The sequence below is a fragment of the Colwellia sp. RSH04 genome (assembly GCF_003545765.1).
GTDB lineage: Bacteria > Pseudomonadota > Gammaproteobacteria > Enterobacterales > Alteromonadaceae > Colwellia.
This window is the reverse complement of sequence record NZ_QXIO01000012.1, coordinates 34,372-52,038: the sequence shown is the minus strand read 5'-3', so window position 1 is coordinate 52,038 and position 17,667 is coordinate 34,372. Positions and strand designations below refer to the sequence as shown.

The following is a 17,667-nucleotide window of genomic DNA, read 5'->3' as shown; positions in this document are numbered from 1 at the left end:
AATAATTTAAGTTACAGTGAGCGTTTTACTTCAACTGTTTCAAATACTTCAATTTGGTCGCCAACGCGTACATCGTTATAGTTCTTAACACCGATACCACATTCAGTACCGTTTCGAACTTCTTGTACATCATCTTTAAAGCGACGTAAAGATTCAAGCTCACCTTCGTATATAACAACGTTTTCACGTAATACACGTATTGGAGCGCTACGTTTGATAGTCCCTTCAGTAACCATACAACCAGCAATTGCACCAATTTTAGGTGATTTAAACACATCACGAACTTGAGCAAGACCAATAATCTCTTGCTTAAATTCAGGTGCTAGCATACCGCTCATCGCTTGTTTAACTTCATCAATTAGCGCGTAAATTACACTGTAATAACGAAGATCAACACCTTCAGTCTCTATCACTTTTCTCGCAGATGCATCAGCACGTACGTTAAAGCCAACAACAATTGCATTAGAAGCGGCTGCTAAAGTGGCATCAGTTTCAGTAATACCACCAACACCTGAGCCAATAATACGTACTTTCACTTCATCAGTAGAAAGTTTTAACAATGAGTCAGAGATAGCTTCTAATGAACCTTGTACATCAGATTTTAATACCACATTAACTTCTGAAACCTCACCTTCCGACATATTAGCGAACATGTTTTCAAGTTTAGATTTCTGTTGACGTGCTAACTTAACATCGCGGAATTTTCCTTGACGATACAAAGCAACTTCTCGTGCTTTTTTCTCATCTTTAACCACTGTTGCTTCATCACCAGACTGAGGAACACCACTTAGCCCAAGTATTTCTACAGGAATTGAAGGACCAGCCGATTGAATTGATTTACCATTTTCATCTCGCATCGCTCGTACACGGCCATATTCTAGACCACATAATACGATATCGCCTTGGTTCAATGTACCCTCTTGAACTAGCACGGTAGCAACAGGACCACGACCTTTATCTAGTTTAGATTCAACAACTACACCGTTAGCCATTTTATCAACAACAGCTGTTAGCTCTAGTACTTCAGACTGTAATAATACTGAATCTAATAATTCATCAATACCTAAGCCAGTTTTAGCTGAAACGTGAACAAATTGAACATCACCACCCCAATCCTCAGGGATAACATCATGTTGTGATAACTCAGTTTTAACACGATCTGGGTCTGCAGTTTCTTTATCCATTTTGTTTACTGCGATAATAATTGGCACCTCAGATGCTTTCGCATGCTGAATTGCTTCAATTGTTTGTGGCATTACACCATCATCTGCAGCAACTACGATAATGACAATATCTGTCGCTTTTGCACCACGTGAACGCATTGCGGTAAATGCCGCATGACCTGGAGTATCTAAGAAAGTGATCATGCCATGACCCGTTTCTACATGATACGCACCGATATGCTGTGTAATACCACCAGCTTCACCATCGGCAACTTTAGCTTCACGAATGTGATCTAGTAGTGACGTTTTACCATGGTCAACGTGACCCATAATCGTTACTACAGGCGCACGAGTGATTTCTTCACCAGTATGAGCGCGATCAGCAAGTACTGCTTCTTCTAATGCATTTTCTTTAACTAATACCACATTAAAGCCCATTTCTTCAGCAACCAATGCTGCTGTTTCTTGGTCAATAACTTGGTTAATAGTTGCCATGGCACCCATTTTAAACATTACTTTAACAACTTCTGCACCTTTCTTTGCCATTTTATTAGCAAGTTCAGCAACAGAAATAGTCTCACCGATACGTATATCTTGAACTTTTGTTTCTACTGGTTTAGTAAAGCCATGTTTTAAACTTTGAGGAGCTGATAAGGTTTGTTTACGACCTCTTGCTGAGCGTGCATCACGACCTTTCTTGTCTGTAGCACCTTTTTTCTTCTTACGACGGCGTCCAGCACCTTCATCAGCAGCATCAACTTTATCTTCAGCTTCTTGCGCATATTTAGAAGAGGTTAAATGAACAACTTCTTTTTCTTTTGCTTTACGTTCAGCTTCTTGCTCTTTCCAACGAGCTTCATTTTCTTCAGCAAGTTTTTTAGCTGCTGCTGCAGCTTCTTTAGCTTCAGCCTCAACCTTTGCAGCAAGCTCTTTCTCTTGTTGCAAGCGAAGTTTTTTTGCTTCTTCACTTTCAACAATTTTTTCAGGCTCAGCCACTGTTTTTTCAATGTTCTTAGCTTTCTCTACTGCTGCCTGTTTCGCTTTTGCTTCAGCTTCTGCTTTTGCGGCTGCTTTTTTCTCTGCTTCAGCTTCTGCTTTAGCCGCTGCAACTGCACGAGCATTTTCAGCTTCTTTAGCTGCTGCTTCTGCTTTCGCTTTTGCATCAGCTTCAGCTTTAGCTTGCGCTTCAGCTTCTGCTTTAGCTGCTTCTTCCGCTAACTTTTGCTCTTCAAGATCGCTACGCTTAACATAAGTCCGTTTCTTACGTACTTCAACATTTACCGACTTGGCTTTACTGCCATGACCTAAGGTTAATGTTGATTTAGTTTTACGACTTAATGTCAACTTGTTAGGCTTAGAAGATGAATCATCTCCATGTTGCTTTTTAAGGTGCTCGAGTAAAGTTTCTTTTTCTTCTTGTGAAACTTTATCAGTTGCCGATTTATTCACGCCTGTATCAGATAACTGACTCACTAAGCGTTCCACCGGTGTACCGATTTCTTTGGCGAGTTCTTCTACCGTTATATCTGCCATCTATAATTTTCTCCCGGTGTTAATTATTCTTCGTTAAACCAACAAATGTTACGTGCAGCCATGATAAGCTCGCCCGCTTTGGTTTCATCTAATTCTTCAATATCACTAATTTCGTCAATGCCTTGCTCTGCAAGGTCTTCTAGTGTACATACACCACGACTTGCTAAAACAAACGCTAAATGACGATCTAACCCTTCAAGGCCTAATAAATCTTCCGCTGGCTCAGCACCTTCAAGTGTTTCTTCACTTGCTAAGGCTTGAGTTGTTAATGCTTCTTTCGCTCTATCACGAAGTTCTTCAATGATCTCTTCATTTAAACCATCAATTTCAAGCATTTCAGCCACTGGCACATAAGCTATCTCTTCTAAAGAAGTAAAGCCTTCCTCTGCAAGTAATGCTGCGAAGTCTTCATCTAAATCTAACTTATCAGTAAATAACGATAATACTTTGTCATTTTCTGCTTGGTGTTTCTCTTTCATGTCTTCAACAGTCATGACATTCAATTCCCAACCAGTTAACTGGCTTGCTAAACGAATGTTTTGACCACTACGACCAATTGCCATTGCAAGGTTACCCTCTTCTACAGCAATATCCATTGTACCTTTATCTTCATCAACAATAATTGAAGCAACTTCAGCAGGTGCCATGGCATTAATAACAAACTGGGCAACGTTATCATCATGTAAAACGATATCAACTCTTTCACCACCAAGTTCACCTGAAACAGCTTGTACACGAGAACCACGCATACCAACACAAGCACCTACAGGATCAATACGTTTGTCGTTACTTTTAACTGCAATTTTAGCTCTTGAACCAGGATCACGAGCTGCACCTTTGATTTCAAGCATTTCTTCGCCAATTTCTGGTACTTCTACGCGAAATAACTCAATTAACATTTCAGGCTTAGTACGACTTACAAATAATTGTGCGCCACGAGCTTCTGGTTTAATTTCATATAACAAACCTCGAACACGATCGCCTGGACGGAAAGATTCACGCGGTAACATGTCATCACGGTAAATTACAGCTTCTGCGTTATTACCTAGATCTAAAATCACGCTATCACGGCTTGATTTTTTCACCACACCAGTAACTAATTCACCTAACTGTTCTTGGTAAGCATCAACGACTAACGCTCGTTCTGCTTCACGAATTTTCTGAACAATAACTTGTTTCGCTGTTTGTGTTGTGACACGGTCAAACTTTACTGATTCAATTTGTTCTTCGACATAATCACCAACATTAAGTTCTGGATCATCATATTGCGCTGCTTCTAAGCTCATTTCTGCATATGGATTTTCCATTGGTGTTTCACTTTCATCAATCACCAGCCAACGACGGAAAGTATCAAATTCACCTGTAATGCGGTCAATAGATACACGAACAACGATGTCGCCTTCATATTTTTTCTTTGTTGCTGTTTCTAAAGCAGTCTCCATCGCTTCAAAAATACTTTCTCGGGGTAATGCTTTTTCATTAGAAACTGCATCGACAACCAGTAATACTTCCTTACTCATGCTACTTAGCCCTTATTATTCAAAATTTGCGACAAGATTTGCTTTGTCAACATTACTGAAAACCAACTCATAATCTATGCCATCAACAGCAACAATTAACGTATCGTTTTCAATAGCAACCAATTCACCTTTAAATTTACGACGACCATTTAATGGTATCGACAATTTAACGTTTATCGTTTCACCTACAACGGCTTGAAAATGCTCTAAATCAAATAGAGGTTTATCAAGGCCAGGAGATGATACTTCAAGGTTGTACTCACTACTAATAGGATCTTCTACATCCAAAATAGCACCAACTTGACGGCTAACTTCGGCGCAGTCATCAACATTAATGCCATTTTCATGGTCAATAAACAAACGTAAAACTGAATTATTACCAGCACTTATAAATTCAACACCGAGTAATTCCTTACCAGTTTCTTCAACTGCTGGTCTTAACATTTCAGTTAGTTTTTGTTCAAATTTAGCCAATATTTTTCTCCTGCCACACTACTCACTTCCTTAGTAAATAAGCATGACCATATAAAATTTAGGTACAAAAAAAGGGCATATAGCCCAGCGATATTTTGCTGTAATTTTCATTTTTCAAGATTTATTCAACCTGTAAAAACGAAAAAACCCCATATCAGGGGCCTATTTCACTGTTTACCCCTATATATAGCTTAGCTATATATGGTTTATAACTAACTATTTATTTATATATCAATACAAGCGTTAGTTAATAATCATAGTAAGAATAAATACTACCACTATAACTTAGTGTTAATATTTCCAGTGACATCTTGCTATGTAAGCTGGCGCAATTATATAGGTTGCATAAAACAAGCGCAAGCTAGATTAAGGAATAACTGTGAAAAACTATTAAAACTTGTAACACGTCCCGTTACAAAATAGCTAAAAAACGTTCCTAAAAATAATTTATATTTTACAAGACTTTAGTATAATTACGACATTAGTGCTATATATATACTAAGACAAGCTATATAATTGCGTAATTTTTTAATAATCATACTATTACCTCCCCCAAATTAAGTAGTTATGTGGGAATTTACTTGAAGTTGCGGAGTCCATAACTTTACTATGTTTAAATTTTCAAAACTCTTACTTAAAAACACACTTATTGCGCTCATTTTTTATGGTGTAATTGCTAGCATCTCTTTACTGTTATTAAAGAGCTCCTTATCGGAACAAAACACAAAACATGCTTCAGCGATTAATATACTCGTTGAACAAGTGTCATTGAACATTGCGTTTCAAAAAGAAACCCTTGATGATGAGAAAGCAATCTCTAAAAAGTTATTAACGACACTTAAGCAATCTAATAGCTATCAGTATTTAGCAATAAAAAACAAGGCGACTAATTTACAACTACATCAAAGTAACAAAAAGTCTTTATTATCATTTGTAAACCCTGAGAAAAAAACAACCACTTCACGTAAAGTTAACTTCGCAGTAGAGTACCTGCTAGATTTTACTAGTGAAAACACATTAGTTGAGCGGTTTTTAGCTAGTTTAGCAGCGCTTTCTGTAGTCTTTATATTTTTAGCAACTTGGTTTAATTATAGATTACAGTCTGTTGTTTTTAATATGATTAGTACTCAGATCAAACAAGATTTAGACCAAATTAATCATCCCGATGTAAAAAAGGCTAAAAGAAATAGTTATATAAATATCCCAGCATTACAAGAAGGTATTGCAGAAATCAAAGAGTTAATGTCTGAACAATTACGTAGCTCTTCTCATCTTGAAATTGAAGCGTATATTGATAATTTAACAGAACTTGAAAATAGAAACCGTTTTGTACAAGTCTATGAGAAATACTTAGAGGAAGACAGTTCGGTAAACTTTGGTGTTCTTTTAATTATACGTTGCTCAGAATTACAAACCATTAACCAAGTACATGGCTATAAAGAAGGTGATGATTATATAGTACAAGTCTCTAATCGCCTTAAGCAAAACCTTATCAAAAGACCTAAAGGCAAGCTATTTAGATTAAATAGCTCTGATTTTGCCATTATATTACCAAATGAAAAGCTTAAACAGGCAGAAGAGTTTGCTGACGAATTAACCACAGCGTTTAATGGCTACCAACAACTTGCTTCGCTTGATTCAGTTGCTTTTACCGGTTTAGTATTCTTTGATAAAACAAAACCTCTAGGGGAATTGCTTGCTCTAGCTGATACTGGTGTGAGTGTTGCACAAACAAAAAGTAGTAACTCTTGGTACTCCGTTAAAGATGTTGACATGTTGAATACATCAACTGTTAATACAGGCAACCAAAATTGGCGTCAAGAAATTGATAGCGTTTTGGAAGGTAAACGTATTTCGCTATTACTACAACCAATTCAACCTAGTGGTCGAAACAGTAAAGTGTACAGTGAAGTGTTAGCAAGGTTCCTAAATTCAAGTGATGATATGTTACCAACTGCTAGTTTTATTGCAATGGCAGAGAAATTAGATAAAATTGTCGATGTTGATAGGTTAATTATCGATACTGCTATCAACGAAATAACTAGTAAAAACATCATTGATCATAGCTTTGGTATTAATATCAGTGCGAGAAGTATTAGTGATGAACACTTTATGATATGGCTAGAAAGAAAGTTACTACGTGAACCTTCTATAGCCCCTCGTTTAGTTTTTGAAATAACAGAATTTGGCTTACAACAAAATATAAAAACAGGTAAGCGATTAATTGAAATGCTCCACCGTGTAGGTGCGCGTGTTACGGTAGAACGCTTTGGCGTAGGTTTAACTTCCTTTAAATTTTTCCGTGATCTTACCCCTGATTATATTAAAATGGATAGTTCCTATACTCGGGATATTGATGATGATAAAAACAACCAATACTTTTTACGCTTGATGGTTGATTTAGCTCATCGCTTGGGAATAAATGTTTTAGCTGAAAGTGTCGAAACACAAGAAGAAAAACATACACTAGAGAAACTGTTTATCGATGGCTGCCAAGGGTTCTATGTAGGTAAACCTTCGCCATTCTAGCTATCCAAACGACTACTACTGTATGTTTTTAAAACAAAAGGTTGTAGTCGTAAACCTTTCTAATACAATTATTCAATATTAATCTAAAAAATCATTGCTAGCAGCTATCGAAACTGTTGTTAAATATGTAATAACAACGGATAATACAGCCAATTAATTTTTACTTTCATACCCTTTTAAGCAAATGACTGATTATCTTCTGCTACTTGTTGCAACAGTGCTAGTTAATAATTTTGTACTTGTGCAATTCTTAGGTTTATGCCCTTTTATGGGGGTCTCTTCTCGCACAGAAACCGCTATCGGTATGTCTTTTGCTACCATTTTTGTAATGACAGTAGCTTCTCTTTTAAGCTATTTGGTCACCACTTACCTGCTAGTACCACTAAATATTGAATATTTAACCACAATGAGTTTTATTCTTGTAATAGCTGTTGTGGTTCAATTCACAGAAATGGTAGTTCATAAAACAAGTGCAAGTTTATATCGTTTATTAGGTATTTTCTTACCGTTAATCACCACAAACTGTGCTGTTTTAGGTGTTGCTTTATTAAACTTGCGTTCACATCACAATTTCTTTGAATCAATTATCTATGGCTTTGGTGCTTCAGTTGGCTTTTCTTTGGTTTTAGTGATGTTTTCTGCAATGCGCGAAAAATTAGCGAATGCCGACGTACCTACTCCATTTAAAGGTGCGGCTATAGCTATGATTACCGCAGGTTTAATGTCATTAGCCTTTATGGGCTTTACCGGCTTGGTAAAATTATAAATGACTCTCTTAATTGCCATTCTAGTATTCGGGCTAATTGCCGCATTATTTGGCGCCTTACTCGGGTACGCCTCCATTCGATTTAAAGTTGATGCTGACCCTATCGTTGAGCAAATAGATGCCATATTACCCCAAACTCAATGTGGCCAATGCGGCTATCCGGGATGTAAACCTTACGCGCAAGCTGTTGCAGATGGCGAAGCAATTAATAAATGTGCCCCCGGCGGTGAAGATACCATAAAAAAAATTGCCGACTTAATGGGAGTTGAAGCAGAGCCTCTAGATGAAAGTCATGAAAAAGATAATCGCCCCAAAGTCGCTTTTATTATTGAAGAAGACTGTATCGGATGCACTAAATGTATACAGGCTTGTCCTGTTGATGCCATCCTCGGCGCAGCCAAACAAATGCATACTATTATTGCCGATGAATGTACTGGTTGTGATTTATGTGTTGCTCCTTGTCCTGTTGACTGTATAGAAATGCGTGTAGTACCTGAAACCACTCAGAACTGGTTGTGGGATTTAAACAGTATCCCTGTTCAGCAAATAGATTAGGAGGGCTTGATGGAGTCGATAATTAATCGTATCAATCAGCAAAAATTTTGGAGCTTTCACGGTGGCGTACATCCGCCTGAACAAAAAACGCTTACCAATCAGAAGCCGATAAAACCATTATCATTACCTGAGCAACTTATCATCCCTTTACAGCAGCATATTGGCCGCCAAGGTGATTTATTGGTGCAAGTTGGCGATCATGTATTAAAAGGACAGCCTTTAACAAAAAGTACAAACCCGATGGCTGTTCCTGTGCATGCACCAACAAGTGGTACCATTACCGCCATTAAGCATTCTGTTATTGCACACCCTTCTGGTTTGTCTGAATTATGTATATTTTTAAACGTTGATCATCAAGATACTTGGGTAGAACGAACTCCCTGTAATGACGTTGCCACATTGACAAACCAAGAAATTGTTAAAAAGATTGCTGATGCGGGTATATCAGGAATGGGCGGAGCGGGATTCCCTACGCATATAAAAGTAGATACCAAACCTGATATCAATTTCTTAATCATCAATGCCGCTGAATGTGAACCATATATTACCGCTGATGACTTGCTGATGTGTGAACACAGCGAATCAATCGTCGATGGCATTAAAATATTAAACAAATTACTTAATCCCGCGTTTATATTAATTGGTATAGAAGACAATAAGCCTAAAGCAATTGAAGCATTAAAAAAAGCAACTGCTGGCATTGAAAAAATTCACGTATGTGTTGTACCAACTGAATATCCGGCAGGTGGCGAAAAACAGTTAATTCAAATACTTACGGGTAAAGAGATTAAATCAGGCACCCTTCCTATCAAGGAAGGTATTATCATGCAAAACGTTGCCACATGTTATGCCATTAGTGAAGCTATTTTGCATGATACTCCATTAATACAACGTGTTGTAACCGTAACTGGCCAAGCATTAGAAAAGCCTCAAAATGTCTGGGCATTACTTGGCACACCTGTCCATTACCTACTTAGTCAATGCGGCTTTGATAATCAAGGGATGGAAAAAACACCGGTGATCATGGGTGGACCTATGATGGGTTTCAGTTTACCTACTGACACCGTTCCCGTTATAAAAACAACCAATTGTATCTTAGCGCCCTCTTATAAAGAAATGCCTAGTGCTTTTGAAGGTAATAGCGCTGAAGTTGAATGTATTCGTTGTGGTCAATGTGCAGATGTTTGCCCTACTAACCTATTACCACAAGAGTTGCAGTGGAGTGCAAAAGCCAAAGATTACCCGCAACTTAATAAACTTAATTTGTCAGATTGTATTGACTGTGGTGCTTGTGCATACGTTTGCCCAAGTCATATTCCTTTAGTGCAATATTACCGAATTGCTAAAGCAGAAATACGACAACAACAACAACAAGAGCTTAAAGCTGAAAAAGCAAAAGCGCGTTTTGAAGCGAGAAAACAAAGATTAGAAAAAGAAAAAAGAGCAAGAGAACTTAAGCACAAAAAAGCCGCAGAAGCACGTAAAGCCGCGATGAACAAAGCAACCCCTGAAGCTACAGAAGCTAAATCAGCCGTTGCCGCTGCGTTAGCTCGCGTAAAAGCTAAAAAAGCAGCTAATCAAAAATCACCTAGCAGTTCAGCTATTTCTGCCCCTGTAGAAACAACAGAAAACCAAGATAACAAAAAGGCACAAGTTGCAGCCGCTATTGCAAGAGCAAAGGCAAAAAAACAAGCTAAACCAGCTCCTGAGATTGATGCTAAAGAAAACGCTAAAGTTGAACCATCAAATACAGACAGTAAAAAAGCCAAAATTGCAGCAGCTGTAGCTAAAGCTAAAGCAAAAAAATCGCAAGAAAAAGCACCTATTCAGGGGCAAGAACAAAATCAAGAACAAACTGATTCATTATCTTTAGCGGATAAAAAAGCGAATGCCATAGCAAAAGCGAAAGCAAAAGCATTAGCCAAAAAGCAAGCGAGTTCAAATAATGATTCGTCGACGGCAAGTGATTTAACGATTGCCTCTACAGCAGAGTCAGAGCCTGCTATTGATGAAAAAGACGCGAAAAAAGCAGCGGTAATTGCAAAAGCGAAAGCAAAAGCGCTGGCTAAAAAAAATAAAGAATCAAATACTGACAATAAAGTTAGCGAAAAAAACACAGTTAATGTAGAACCTAGAAAGGTTCAAAACACATCAGAAACTAGCACTATAAATGATACAAACAACATAAGCGATAAAGACGCTAAAAAGGCTGCCATCATAGCCAAAGCAAAAGCTAAAGCACTTGCTAAAAAAAAACTAGCGACTCAATCTGTAAGTGAAGAAAAAACGATGCATGAACAAGAGAAAGGGGCAAAATAATCAATGGCTTTTTGGATAGCAAGCTCACCCCATAACCATAATCAACAATCAACATCGTCGCTAATGCGTCTCGTAATATTTGCTGCAATACCTGGCATTATTGCGCAGTGGTACTTTTTTGGTTGGGGTAACCTTATACACATAGGTATTGCGATGATAACAGCAATGCTATGTGAGTTTATTGTCCTTTCATTGCGAGAAAAACGAATAACAGAACAACTCTTTGATGGCAGTGCATTATTAACGGCTATGTTAATTGGTATATGTCTTCCTGCCTTTGCACCTTGGTGGATTACAGTAATCGGCACTATCTTTGCTATTGCCATTGCTAAACACCTATACGGTGGATTAGGCCATAACCCATTTAACCCAGCGATGACCGGTTATGTCATGCTGCTTATTTCGTTCCCTTTACAAATGACAACGTGGCAACCGCCTATTAGCTTAATGGAAATAGAATTAAGCTTTAGCAATACTTTAACCACCATTTTTACAGGCTTTACAATTGATGGATACTCTGTAGAACAATTAAGAACGAGTATAGATGGTGTTACCATGGCAACACCGTTAGATACACTTAAAACTAGCATTACTATGGGATTAACTGTTTCAGAGACAACGCAAAGCTCTGTATTTGGTGAACATTTTGCTGTTGGTTGGGAGTGGGTTAACCTTGCTTTTTTATTGGGCGGCATTTTTCTTATTAGTAAAAAAGCGATAGCTTGGCAAACCCCTGTAAGCTTTTTATTAAGTTTATTTTTATGTTCGTTAATTGGTTACACTATTGTTCCTGACAGTAGTGCTTCAACAATGTTTCATTGGTTTTCAGGTGCAACAATGCTTGGCGCTTTTTTTATATTGACTGACCCTGTAACAGGAGCAACAAGTGCAAAGGGTAGATTAATAGTAGGGCTATTAGCTGGGCTACTCGTCTACCTCATTCGAGTTTTTGGCGGTTACCCTGATGGCGTTGCTTTTGCTGTATTACTTTGCAATATGTCAGCACCATTAATTGATCAATACACTCGTCCACGAACATATGGCCACAGTAAGGATCTTAGTTAGCGATGAATGATAAATCTAACACTGAAGATGTGAAGCCAAATAGCAGTACCCGTGTTACTGCCATGTCAAAAAATAGTAAAATATTGGCTGCCTTTGCTATATCTTGTACCTTAGTTGTTGGCTTAGTTAACGAATTAACCAAAGAAAAAATAAAAGCTCAAGAGCAATTACAGTTGCAAAAAACTTTGCATAGCATTATTTCACCTGAACGTTACAACAATGACATTACCAATGATTGTATAGAGATGACCTCAACTTACCTTGGAACATCCGACACTCAAAAAGGTTATATCGCACGTTTAAATAATAATGTTCAAGCCGTTGCTATTACCGCTATTGCGCCAGATGGATATAATGGCAACATTGAATTAATAATCGCGGTAAACATGGACGAGAGTGTTAGTGGCGTTAGAGTATTAAAACACCAAGAGACCCCCGGTCTTGGCGATAAAATTGAGTTAAGAAAAAGTGACTGGATCACTACTTTTTCTGACAAAAAATTACTTTCACAAACTGATAGCCGATGGGCTGTAGCCAAAGAAAATGGTATGTTTGACCAGTTTACTGGTGCCACTATAACCCCACGAGCAGTGATTAAAGCAGTAAAGAATGCCGTACACTATTTCAATAGTAATAAAGCAAATCTATTGACTCAACCTAATGTATGTAACAGTGAAGCATTAGACTTAATCGAAGACGAAATAAAACCAAAACAAAGCACTCCTACTCAGGAGAAAGAAAATGACTGACACAAGCTCAACAGTTAATCATAATATTGACGATAATAATGAACAGCCTCAAAAAGAAGCGGCAAATTATGATGAATATAAAGAATTAGCCATACAAGGCTTATGGAAGAACAACCCAGGTCTAGTACAATTACTTGGTTTATGCCCATTATTAGCAGTAACAGCAACCGTAACTAACGCTATAGGACTTGGCTTAGCCACATTATTAGTACTGCTTTGCTCTAACATTACTGTTTCAGCGATAAGGCATTGGGTACCTAAAGAAATAAGAATACCTATTTTCGTACTGATTATTGCGGCTTTCGTGACCTGTGTTCAGTTATTAATGAATGCTTATACTTTTGGTTTATATCAATCACTGGGAATATTCTTACCATTGATAGTTACCAATTGCGCTATTATCGGACGTGCTGAGGCATATGCCTCTAAACAGCCTATAAAGCAAGCTGCCTTTGATGGTTTGATGATGGGCTTAGGTTTTGCTCTAGTGTTAATTGTATTAGGTGCTATCAGAGAAATACTAGGTCAAGGTACATTGTTTGATGGTGCAAATCTATTACTAGGAGATTGGGCGAGCTCATTGCGTATAGAAGTGCTTGAACTTAATAGCGACTTCTTGTTAGCGATTTTACCACCAGGTGCATTCATTGTAATGGGGTTTCTCATTGCTATAAAAAATGCCATTGATAACAAGATAAAAGAAAAAAATACGATTAACGAAGATAAAGTAATTGAGCGTGTTCGCGTTAATTTTGACTCTTAATAAAAATAATAATACTTATGAATAAAGAAAAACGTCTTGAAATACTAACTCGCCTAAGAGATGACAACCCTCACCCAACAACAGAGTTAAACTTTAACTCTCCTTTTGAGTTACTCATTGCGGTTTTGCTTTCAGCACAAGCTACCGATGTTGGCGTAAATAAAGCTACTGACAAGCTCTACCCTGTTGCCAATACGCCTCAAGCAATATTAGATTTGGGCTTAGATGGTTTAAAATCTTATATAAAAACCATAGGCTTATTTAATACTAAAGCAGTAAACACCATCAAAACCTGTCAAATGCTGGTTGATTTACATGGTGGTGAAGTACCAGAAAGCCGTGAAGCATTAGAAGCCCTGCCTGGCGTTGGCCGAAAGACCGCCAACGTTGTGTTAAACACCGCCTTTGGCTGGCCGACGATAGCGGTGGACACCCATATAGACCGCGTATCAAACCGCACTAAATTTGCCATGGGCAAAAACGTAGGAGAAGTTGAGAATAAACTTTTAAAAGTGGTTCCTGCTGAATTTAAAGTAGACGTGCACCACTGGCTTATCCTTCACGGTCGTTATACTTGTGTCGCCCGCAAACCTCGCTGTGGTGCTTGCATCATCGAAGACTTGTGTGAGTTTAAAGAGAAAACTGAGTAAGGTCAGAACAGTATATTTATATTAAATCTGATCAATAACAAAGACTTGAGTATGTACCTTATAGATAAGTATCACCTAGATTTAGTCCCTACCCATATAACTTAAAAGAAAATGTGTAGCTCTACACTCATTTTGTTAACCGTCTATTGCCAACGGCTAATCCCTTTAAAACAATCTTTAATTTAGCGATAGACTGTTTTACTCAATTAATATTAAGACTTATTTACGGTTAATTATCTTCTTTATTGCTTGCATTGCAGGATCATCCCCTGAAAAGTATTGCTTAGACGATAAGCTTACAGGTACATGAGGAGAGACCCAAATGCGATGGTCCTCTGCTTTAGAAGCTTGGTGAAACTGAGATGAAATAATTCCCCAAGTGCCGCTATACGGTAATTTAAACCAACCAGCCTCACTTAACGCATTGGGTCTAGAGCCGCTCGGTTCACCAACCAATATTGGATTACTAAGTCGGTTAATATCCAACAATAAACTGTGAGCAGCAGAAAAAGTATTCCTTCCCATAACCACAAATAGTTTGCCATTTGGCCTTATTGATTCAAACTGCACCAATGTTTTAAGTAAAGGTGGATAGGTACTTCCATCACCACCAGCATTATGTCGTATGTCCAAAATAATGTTCTCAGGTTTCAATAGCGAAATTTTATCTCTAAGCTCATGATTAAAGCTTTCAAATGATTGTGAACTGGAATTATGAACATAGTTATACTGAACATAAAGCGCAGACTGTTCAGGGATATGTTGATACCAATACGTCTTTTTCGCTTGAAAATTATGAATTTCATCACTATTAGCAAGTGCTGGTAATTTGGGAAAACCACTAAAACTCATTACTTTAAGTTTTGGCGTAACCGTTTTCTGCTCGCCCTTAGTACTCTCAATCGTAATTGTAATAACATTAGCATCATCGACAATGTTTAAGCCTTCAAGCACTTCAGCTAACCCCAAATAATGAGGTGCCAACCAAAGGTGCTGCATTTCATTATCTCTTGCATTCACCTTTTTAGCTCTGTCTAGCGCCTCTTCTACCGCTGTACTGCCTATCCTAACGACTTTACTACCAACCAAGTGCTGATACTCCTCCTCGGCGGAGACAATAAAGAGGCCATCGCTAAATAAGTAAAACTGTAATGGTAGTTGATTAAAAGCCCCTATTTTGGCGTAAGCCGGTACAATGAAGTTGTGACCATTACCCGTAGACGCAACTAATTTCATAAACTCGAATACTATTTGTTGATCAGACAGCGTAGGAATTTTTTTATTAATAGTAGCGACCATTCTTTCAAAGTTGTCTTCACTTATTGAGTGATACATGTTGACGTGAAGTCGTTTTATTTCAGATACCAGAAACTTAAGATCATATTGCCATAACTCTACTCTCGATATATCTTTAGGCAAAAATACGCCCGAAACCTTTTGAAATTCCTTAGATGCTGCTATTTCTTTAAAGTGAAAGTTTCCAATTAAATTCTTTCGGTCATCATAGCGATAGGCTAAAGACTTGTTAATCCAAGCAATTGTATTTTCCGCTTGGCCAAGCTCTGCATAAGCTTCTGCAATGTTGATCATAATATCATTAGACGGTGCAGACCCGGTTGGAACATTAGACAAAATAGTACCTAACTCTATTGTCTTTTTAAGTGCAGCAATTGCTTTTTCCCATTCTTTTAATTGAAAGTAAGTTAAGCCTAGGATGTACCAAGTATCGCCGTCATCAGGGTACTGGCTTATCAAAGACTCGATAACGGGTTTCGCTGCTAGCCAATTTTCTTGCCGCACTAAATCGAGTGCTTTTTGTCGATCCGTATAATATTGAGCAGGATCTTCCACCTTACTGAACGTAGGGACTTGTCCAATCGAGTTATTTGTCATCTTACTCGATTTGTCGGATGCGAGTACATGAGTCGAACAGTAAACGAATATCGTGAGAATAAACAATTTTATATAAAACTTGCTGTGCATAAACTGCCTTTACCTAAATTAACTTTAAAAGATAGGCGAATCATAGTCATATATGACAGAATATCGTCCGAAATCAGGATTTCATACTTAATAAAACTATTATTGCACTTCTATGGGGTGGTTGTAGGCTTTAATTCATCACGAATAAACTGAGATGGTGTTTTACCTAACTCCTTTTTAAATACTGCATTAAAGGTCGATTTTGAGTTAAAACCTGATGCTAAAGCAATATCCAGCAAAGAGGTATTTCGACTATCTCCTGCGAGTAACTTTTTCTTCACATTCATTATTCTTAAACTATTTATATAATCACAAAAGTTACGATTACAGCCTAAGTTAATGGCCCAAGAAATATCTTTCACACTAATTCCTGTGCTCTGAGATATATCCGTCACCGTTAACCTTGGTTTTTTGAACATTGCATCTTGTAGAATATGATTTTCAATATTAGCGAAAATTCTCTGTGCTAAAGCCTGTTCTTCTTGGTTATCGCCCGACTCTTCATGCTCGACTAACTTCTCGTAGGATGTCATTCCAACAAACAACTGGGGCTGCCTAATAATTTTAAAGCCTAAGTAGCAAGACAAACTCATGAAGATGACTTCATTAATAAAATACCAAAGCATTGCAACAAAGTCTGATGTGAAAGTTTGCAGGTTCATCCTAATAAGATCTGCAATTGTCACGAATGCGAAAATAAATAATGCTTTTAGTAGCCAGTTTAACTTATACCGGTCAGCATCCGAACTTACTGCATTTGCAGTTTTATGATACCGAGCAATAACACGAAATGAATGCGCTAAATATATTAATTGGCTTAATGTACCAAAGGCAACAATAAGCTGAACGTAATGAGTGAAAGGAAGTGCGATTAGCGCCGCAACAAAGTGAACGATTTTTTGCTTTGTTGTCATTGCAACATCATTTACAAGTGATCGAATAAAGAAATAGAGCATTGGGCCAATGACTAATGTAAATACTGGTGTGACTAAATAATATTCCGTTGTAGTATTTGCTCCTTCTAATACATTCATAACACTAAGAATGGCTTGGAAAATAAAGAATACTGCCAAGCTACGATAACGTTCTTGGTTCCAGATCAGTATTGAGATAAATCCCACTTGGCATGCAAAAACAATTTGTACAATATGAACCGGAAATAACTCTAACGTTTGTAAAATCATAAAATCGTGTATGCCATCTAAAGCTGCTTACGTAATACATAATAAGTGTTTTTACATTTTAAACTAAACATTGATAGTAACAAAGCATTGGTACGCTTAAGTTACAATAATACAATCAAGTCTACTTTAATTATCTTTTGGTTGGCCGACAATAGCAGTAGACACCCATATCGATCGCGTATCAAACCGCAATAAATTTGCTATGGGTAAGAATGTCGTTGAAGTGGAAAATAAGCTTTAAAAAGTGGTTCCTGCTGAGTTTAAAGTCGACGTACATCACTGGCTAATCCTTCATGGCCGTTATACCTGTGTTGCTAGAAAGCCAAAATGAGGTAGCTGTATTATTGAAGACTTGTGTGAGTTTAAAGAGAAGACAGAATAGCCTAGGGTGGACTTTATTAGAAATGGAGAGTT

The 17,667-nt window shown here is 37.6% G+C and carries 13 protein-coding genes and 1 pseudogene; 9 read left to right on the top strand and 5 right to left on the bottom strand.

What is annotated here, in order from left to right; genetic code table 11:
* Window positions 1-11 precede the first annotated feature (11 nt).
* Genes infB through rimP form a run of 3 tightly spaced genes read right to left on the bottom strand, consistent with a single transcriptional unit; the run spans window position 12 to window position 4,690 of the window.
* Complete coding sequence (gene infB / locus D1094_RS16135; RefSeq protein ID WP_118961140.1) at window positions 12-2,696, bottom strand: translation initiation factor IF-2; 2,685 nt, start codon at window positions 2,694-2,696, stop codon at window positions 12-14.
* A gap of 23 nt (window positions 2,697-2,719) precedes the next feature.
* A complete protein-coding gene (gene nusA, locus D1094_RS16130; RefSeq protein ID WP_118961139.1) occupies window positions 2,720-4,216 on the bottom strand; it encodes a transcription termination factor NusA in 1,497 nt (498 codons plus the stop codon).
* A gap of 15 nt (window positions 4,217-4,231) precedes the next feature.
* Window positions 4,232-4,690: a ribosome maturation factor RimP gene (gene rimP, locus D1094_RS16125; RefSeq protein WP_118961138.1), complete on the bottom strand. Its 459-nt coding sequence runs from the start codon at window positions 4,688-4,690 to the stop codon at window positions 4,232-4,234.
* Window positions 4,691-5,299: 609 nt separating this feature from the next.
* On the opposite strand from rimP, the gene D1094_RS16120 reads away from it, so the two are divergent.
* From D1094_RS16120 to nth, 8 genes are all read left to right on the top strand, one after another.
* Window positions 5,300-7,219 (top strand): EAL domain-containing protein, encoded by a 1,920-nt coding sequence (locus D1094_RS16120; RefSeq protein ID WP_118961137.1) that lies wholly within the window; start codon window positions 5,300-5,302, stop codon window positions 7,217-7,219.
* A 184-nt stretch (window positions 7,220-7,403) separates the two neighbouring features.
* Window positions 7,404-7,985, top strand: coding sequence for an electron transport complex subunit RsxA (rsxA, locus tag D1094_RS16115; protein WP_118961136.1), 582 nt, complete (start codon window positions 7,404-7,406; stop codon window positions 7,983-7,985).
* Window positions 7,986-8,540 (top strand): electron transport complex subunit RsxB, encoded by a 555-nt coding sequence (gene rsxB, locus D1094_RS16110; protein ID WP_118961135.1) that lies wholly within the window; start codon window positions 7,986-7,988, stop codon window positions 8,538-8,540.
* Window positions 8,541-8,549: 9 nt separating this feature from the next.
* Window positions 8,550-10,859: an electron transport complex subunit RsxC gene (gene rsxC, locus D1094_RS16105; RefSeq protein ID WP_259337989.1), complete on the top strand. Its 2,310-nt coding sequence runs from the start codon at window positions 8,550-8,552 to the stop codon at window positions 10,857-10,859.
* A gap of 3 nt (window positions 10,860-10,862) precedes the next feature.
* Window positions 10,863-11,924, top strand: a complete 1,062-nt coding sequence (rsxD, locus tag D1094_RS16100) for an electron transport complex subunit RsxD (RefSeq protein WP_118961133.1) — start codon at window positions 10,863-10,865, stop codon at window positions 11,922-11,924.
* A 62-nt stretch (window positions 11,925-11,986) separates the two neighbouring features.
* On the top strand, window positions 11,987-12,673 hold the full coding sequence (gene rsxG, locus D1094_RS16095) for an electron transport complex subunit RsxG (RefSeq protein WP_118961184.1): 687 nt from the start codon (window positions 11,987-11,989) through the stop codon (window positions 12,671-12,673).
* Window positions 12,666-13,436: an electron transport complex subunit E gene (locus D1094_RS16090; protein WP_118961132.1), complete on the top strand. Its 771-nt coding sequence runs from the start codon at window positions 12,666-12,668 to the stop codon at window positions 13,434-13,436. Before rsxG ends, D1094_RS16090 begins: the two co-directional genes overlap by 8 nt.
* A gap of 17 nt (window positions 13,437-13,453) precedes the next feature.
* On the top strand, window positions 13,454-14,086 hold the full coding sequence (gene nth, locus D1094_RS16085; protein ID WP_118961131.1) for an endonuclease III: 633 nt from the start codon (window positions 13,454-13,456) through the stop codon (window positions 14,084-14,086).
* 219 nt (window positions 14,087-14,305) lie between these two features.
* Here nth and D1094_RS16080 read toward each other — a convergent pair whose 3' ends face one another.
* Together D1094_RS16080 and D1094_RS16075 are read right to left on the bottom strand one after the other, a co-directional pair.
* Window positions 14,306-15,979 (bottom strand): tetratricopeptide repeat protein, encoded by a 1,674-nt coding sequence (locus D1094_RS16080; RefSeq protein WP_182440219.1) that lies wholly within the window; start codon window positions 15,977-15,979, stop codon window positions 14,306-14,308.
* A 200-nt stretch (window positions 15,980-16,179) separates the two neighbouring features.
* Window positions 16,180-17,253, bottom strand: a complete 1,074-nt coding sequence (locus D1094_RS16075) for an AraC family transcriptional regulator (RefSeq protein WP_118961129.1) — start codon at window positions 17,251-17,253, stop codon at window positions 16,180-16,182.
* 133 nt (window positions 17,254-17,386) lie between these two features.
* Here D1094_RS16075 and D1094_RS16070 point away from each other — a divergent pair.
* Window positions 17,387-17,584: pseudogene (locus D1094_RS16070) on the top strand (endonuclease III); the annotation flags it as partial.
* Window positions 17,585-17,667: the final 83 nt, after the last annotated feature.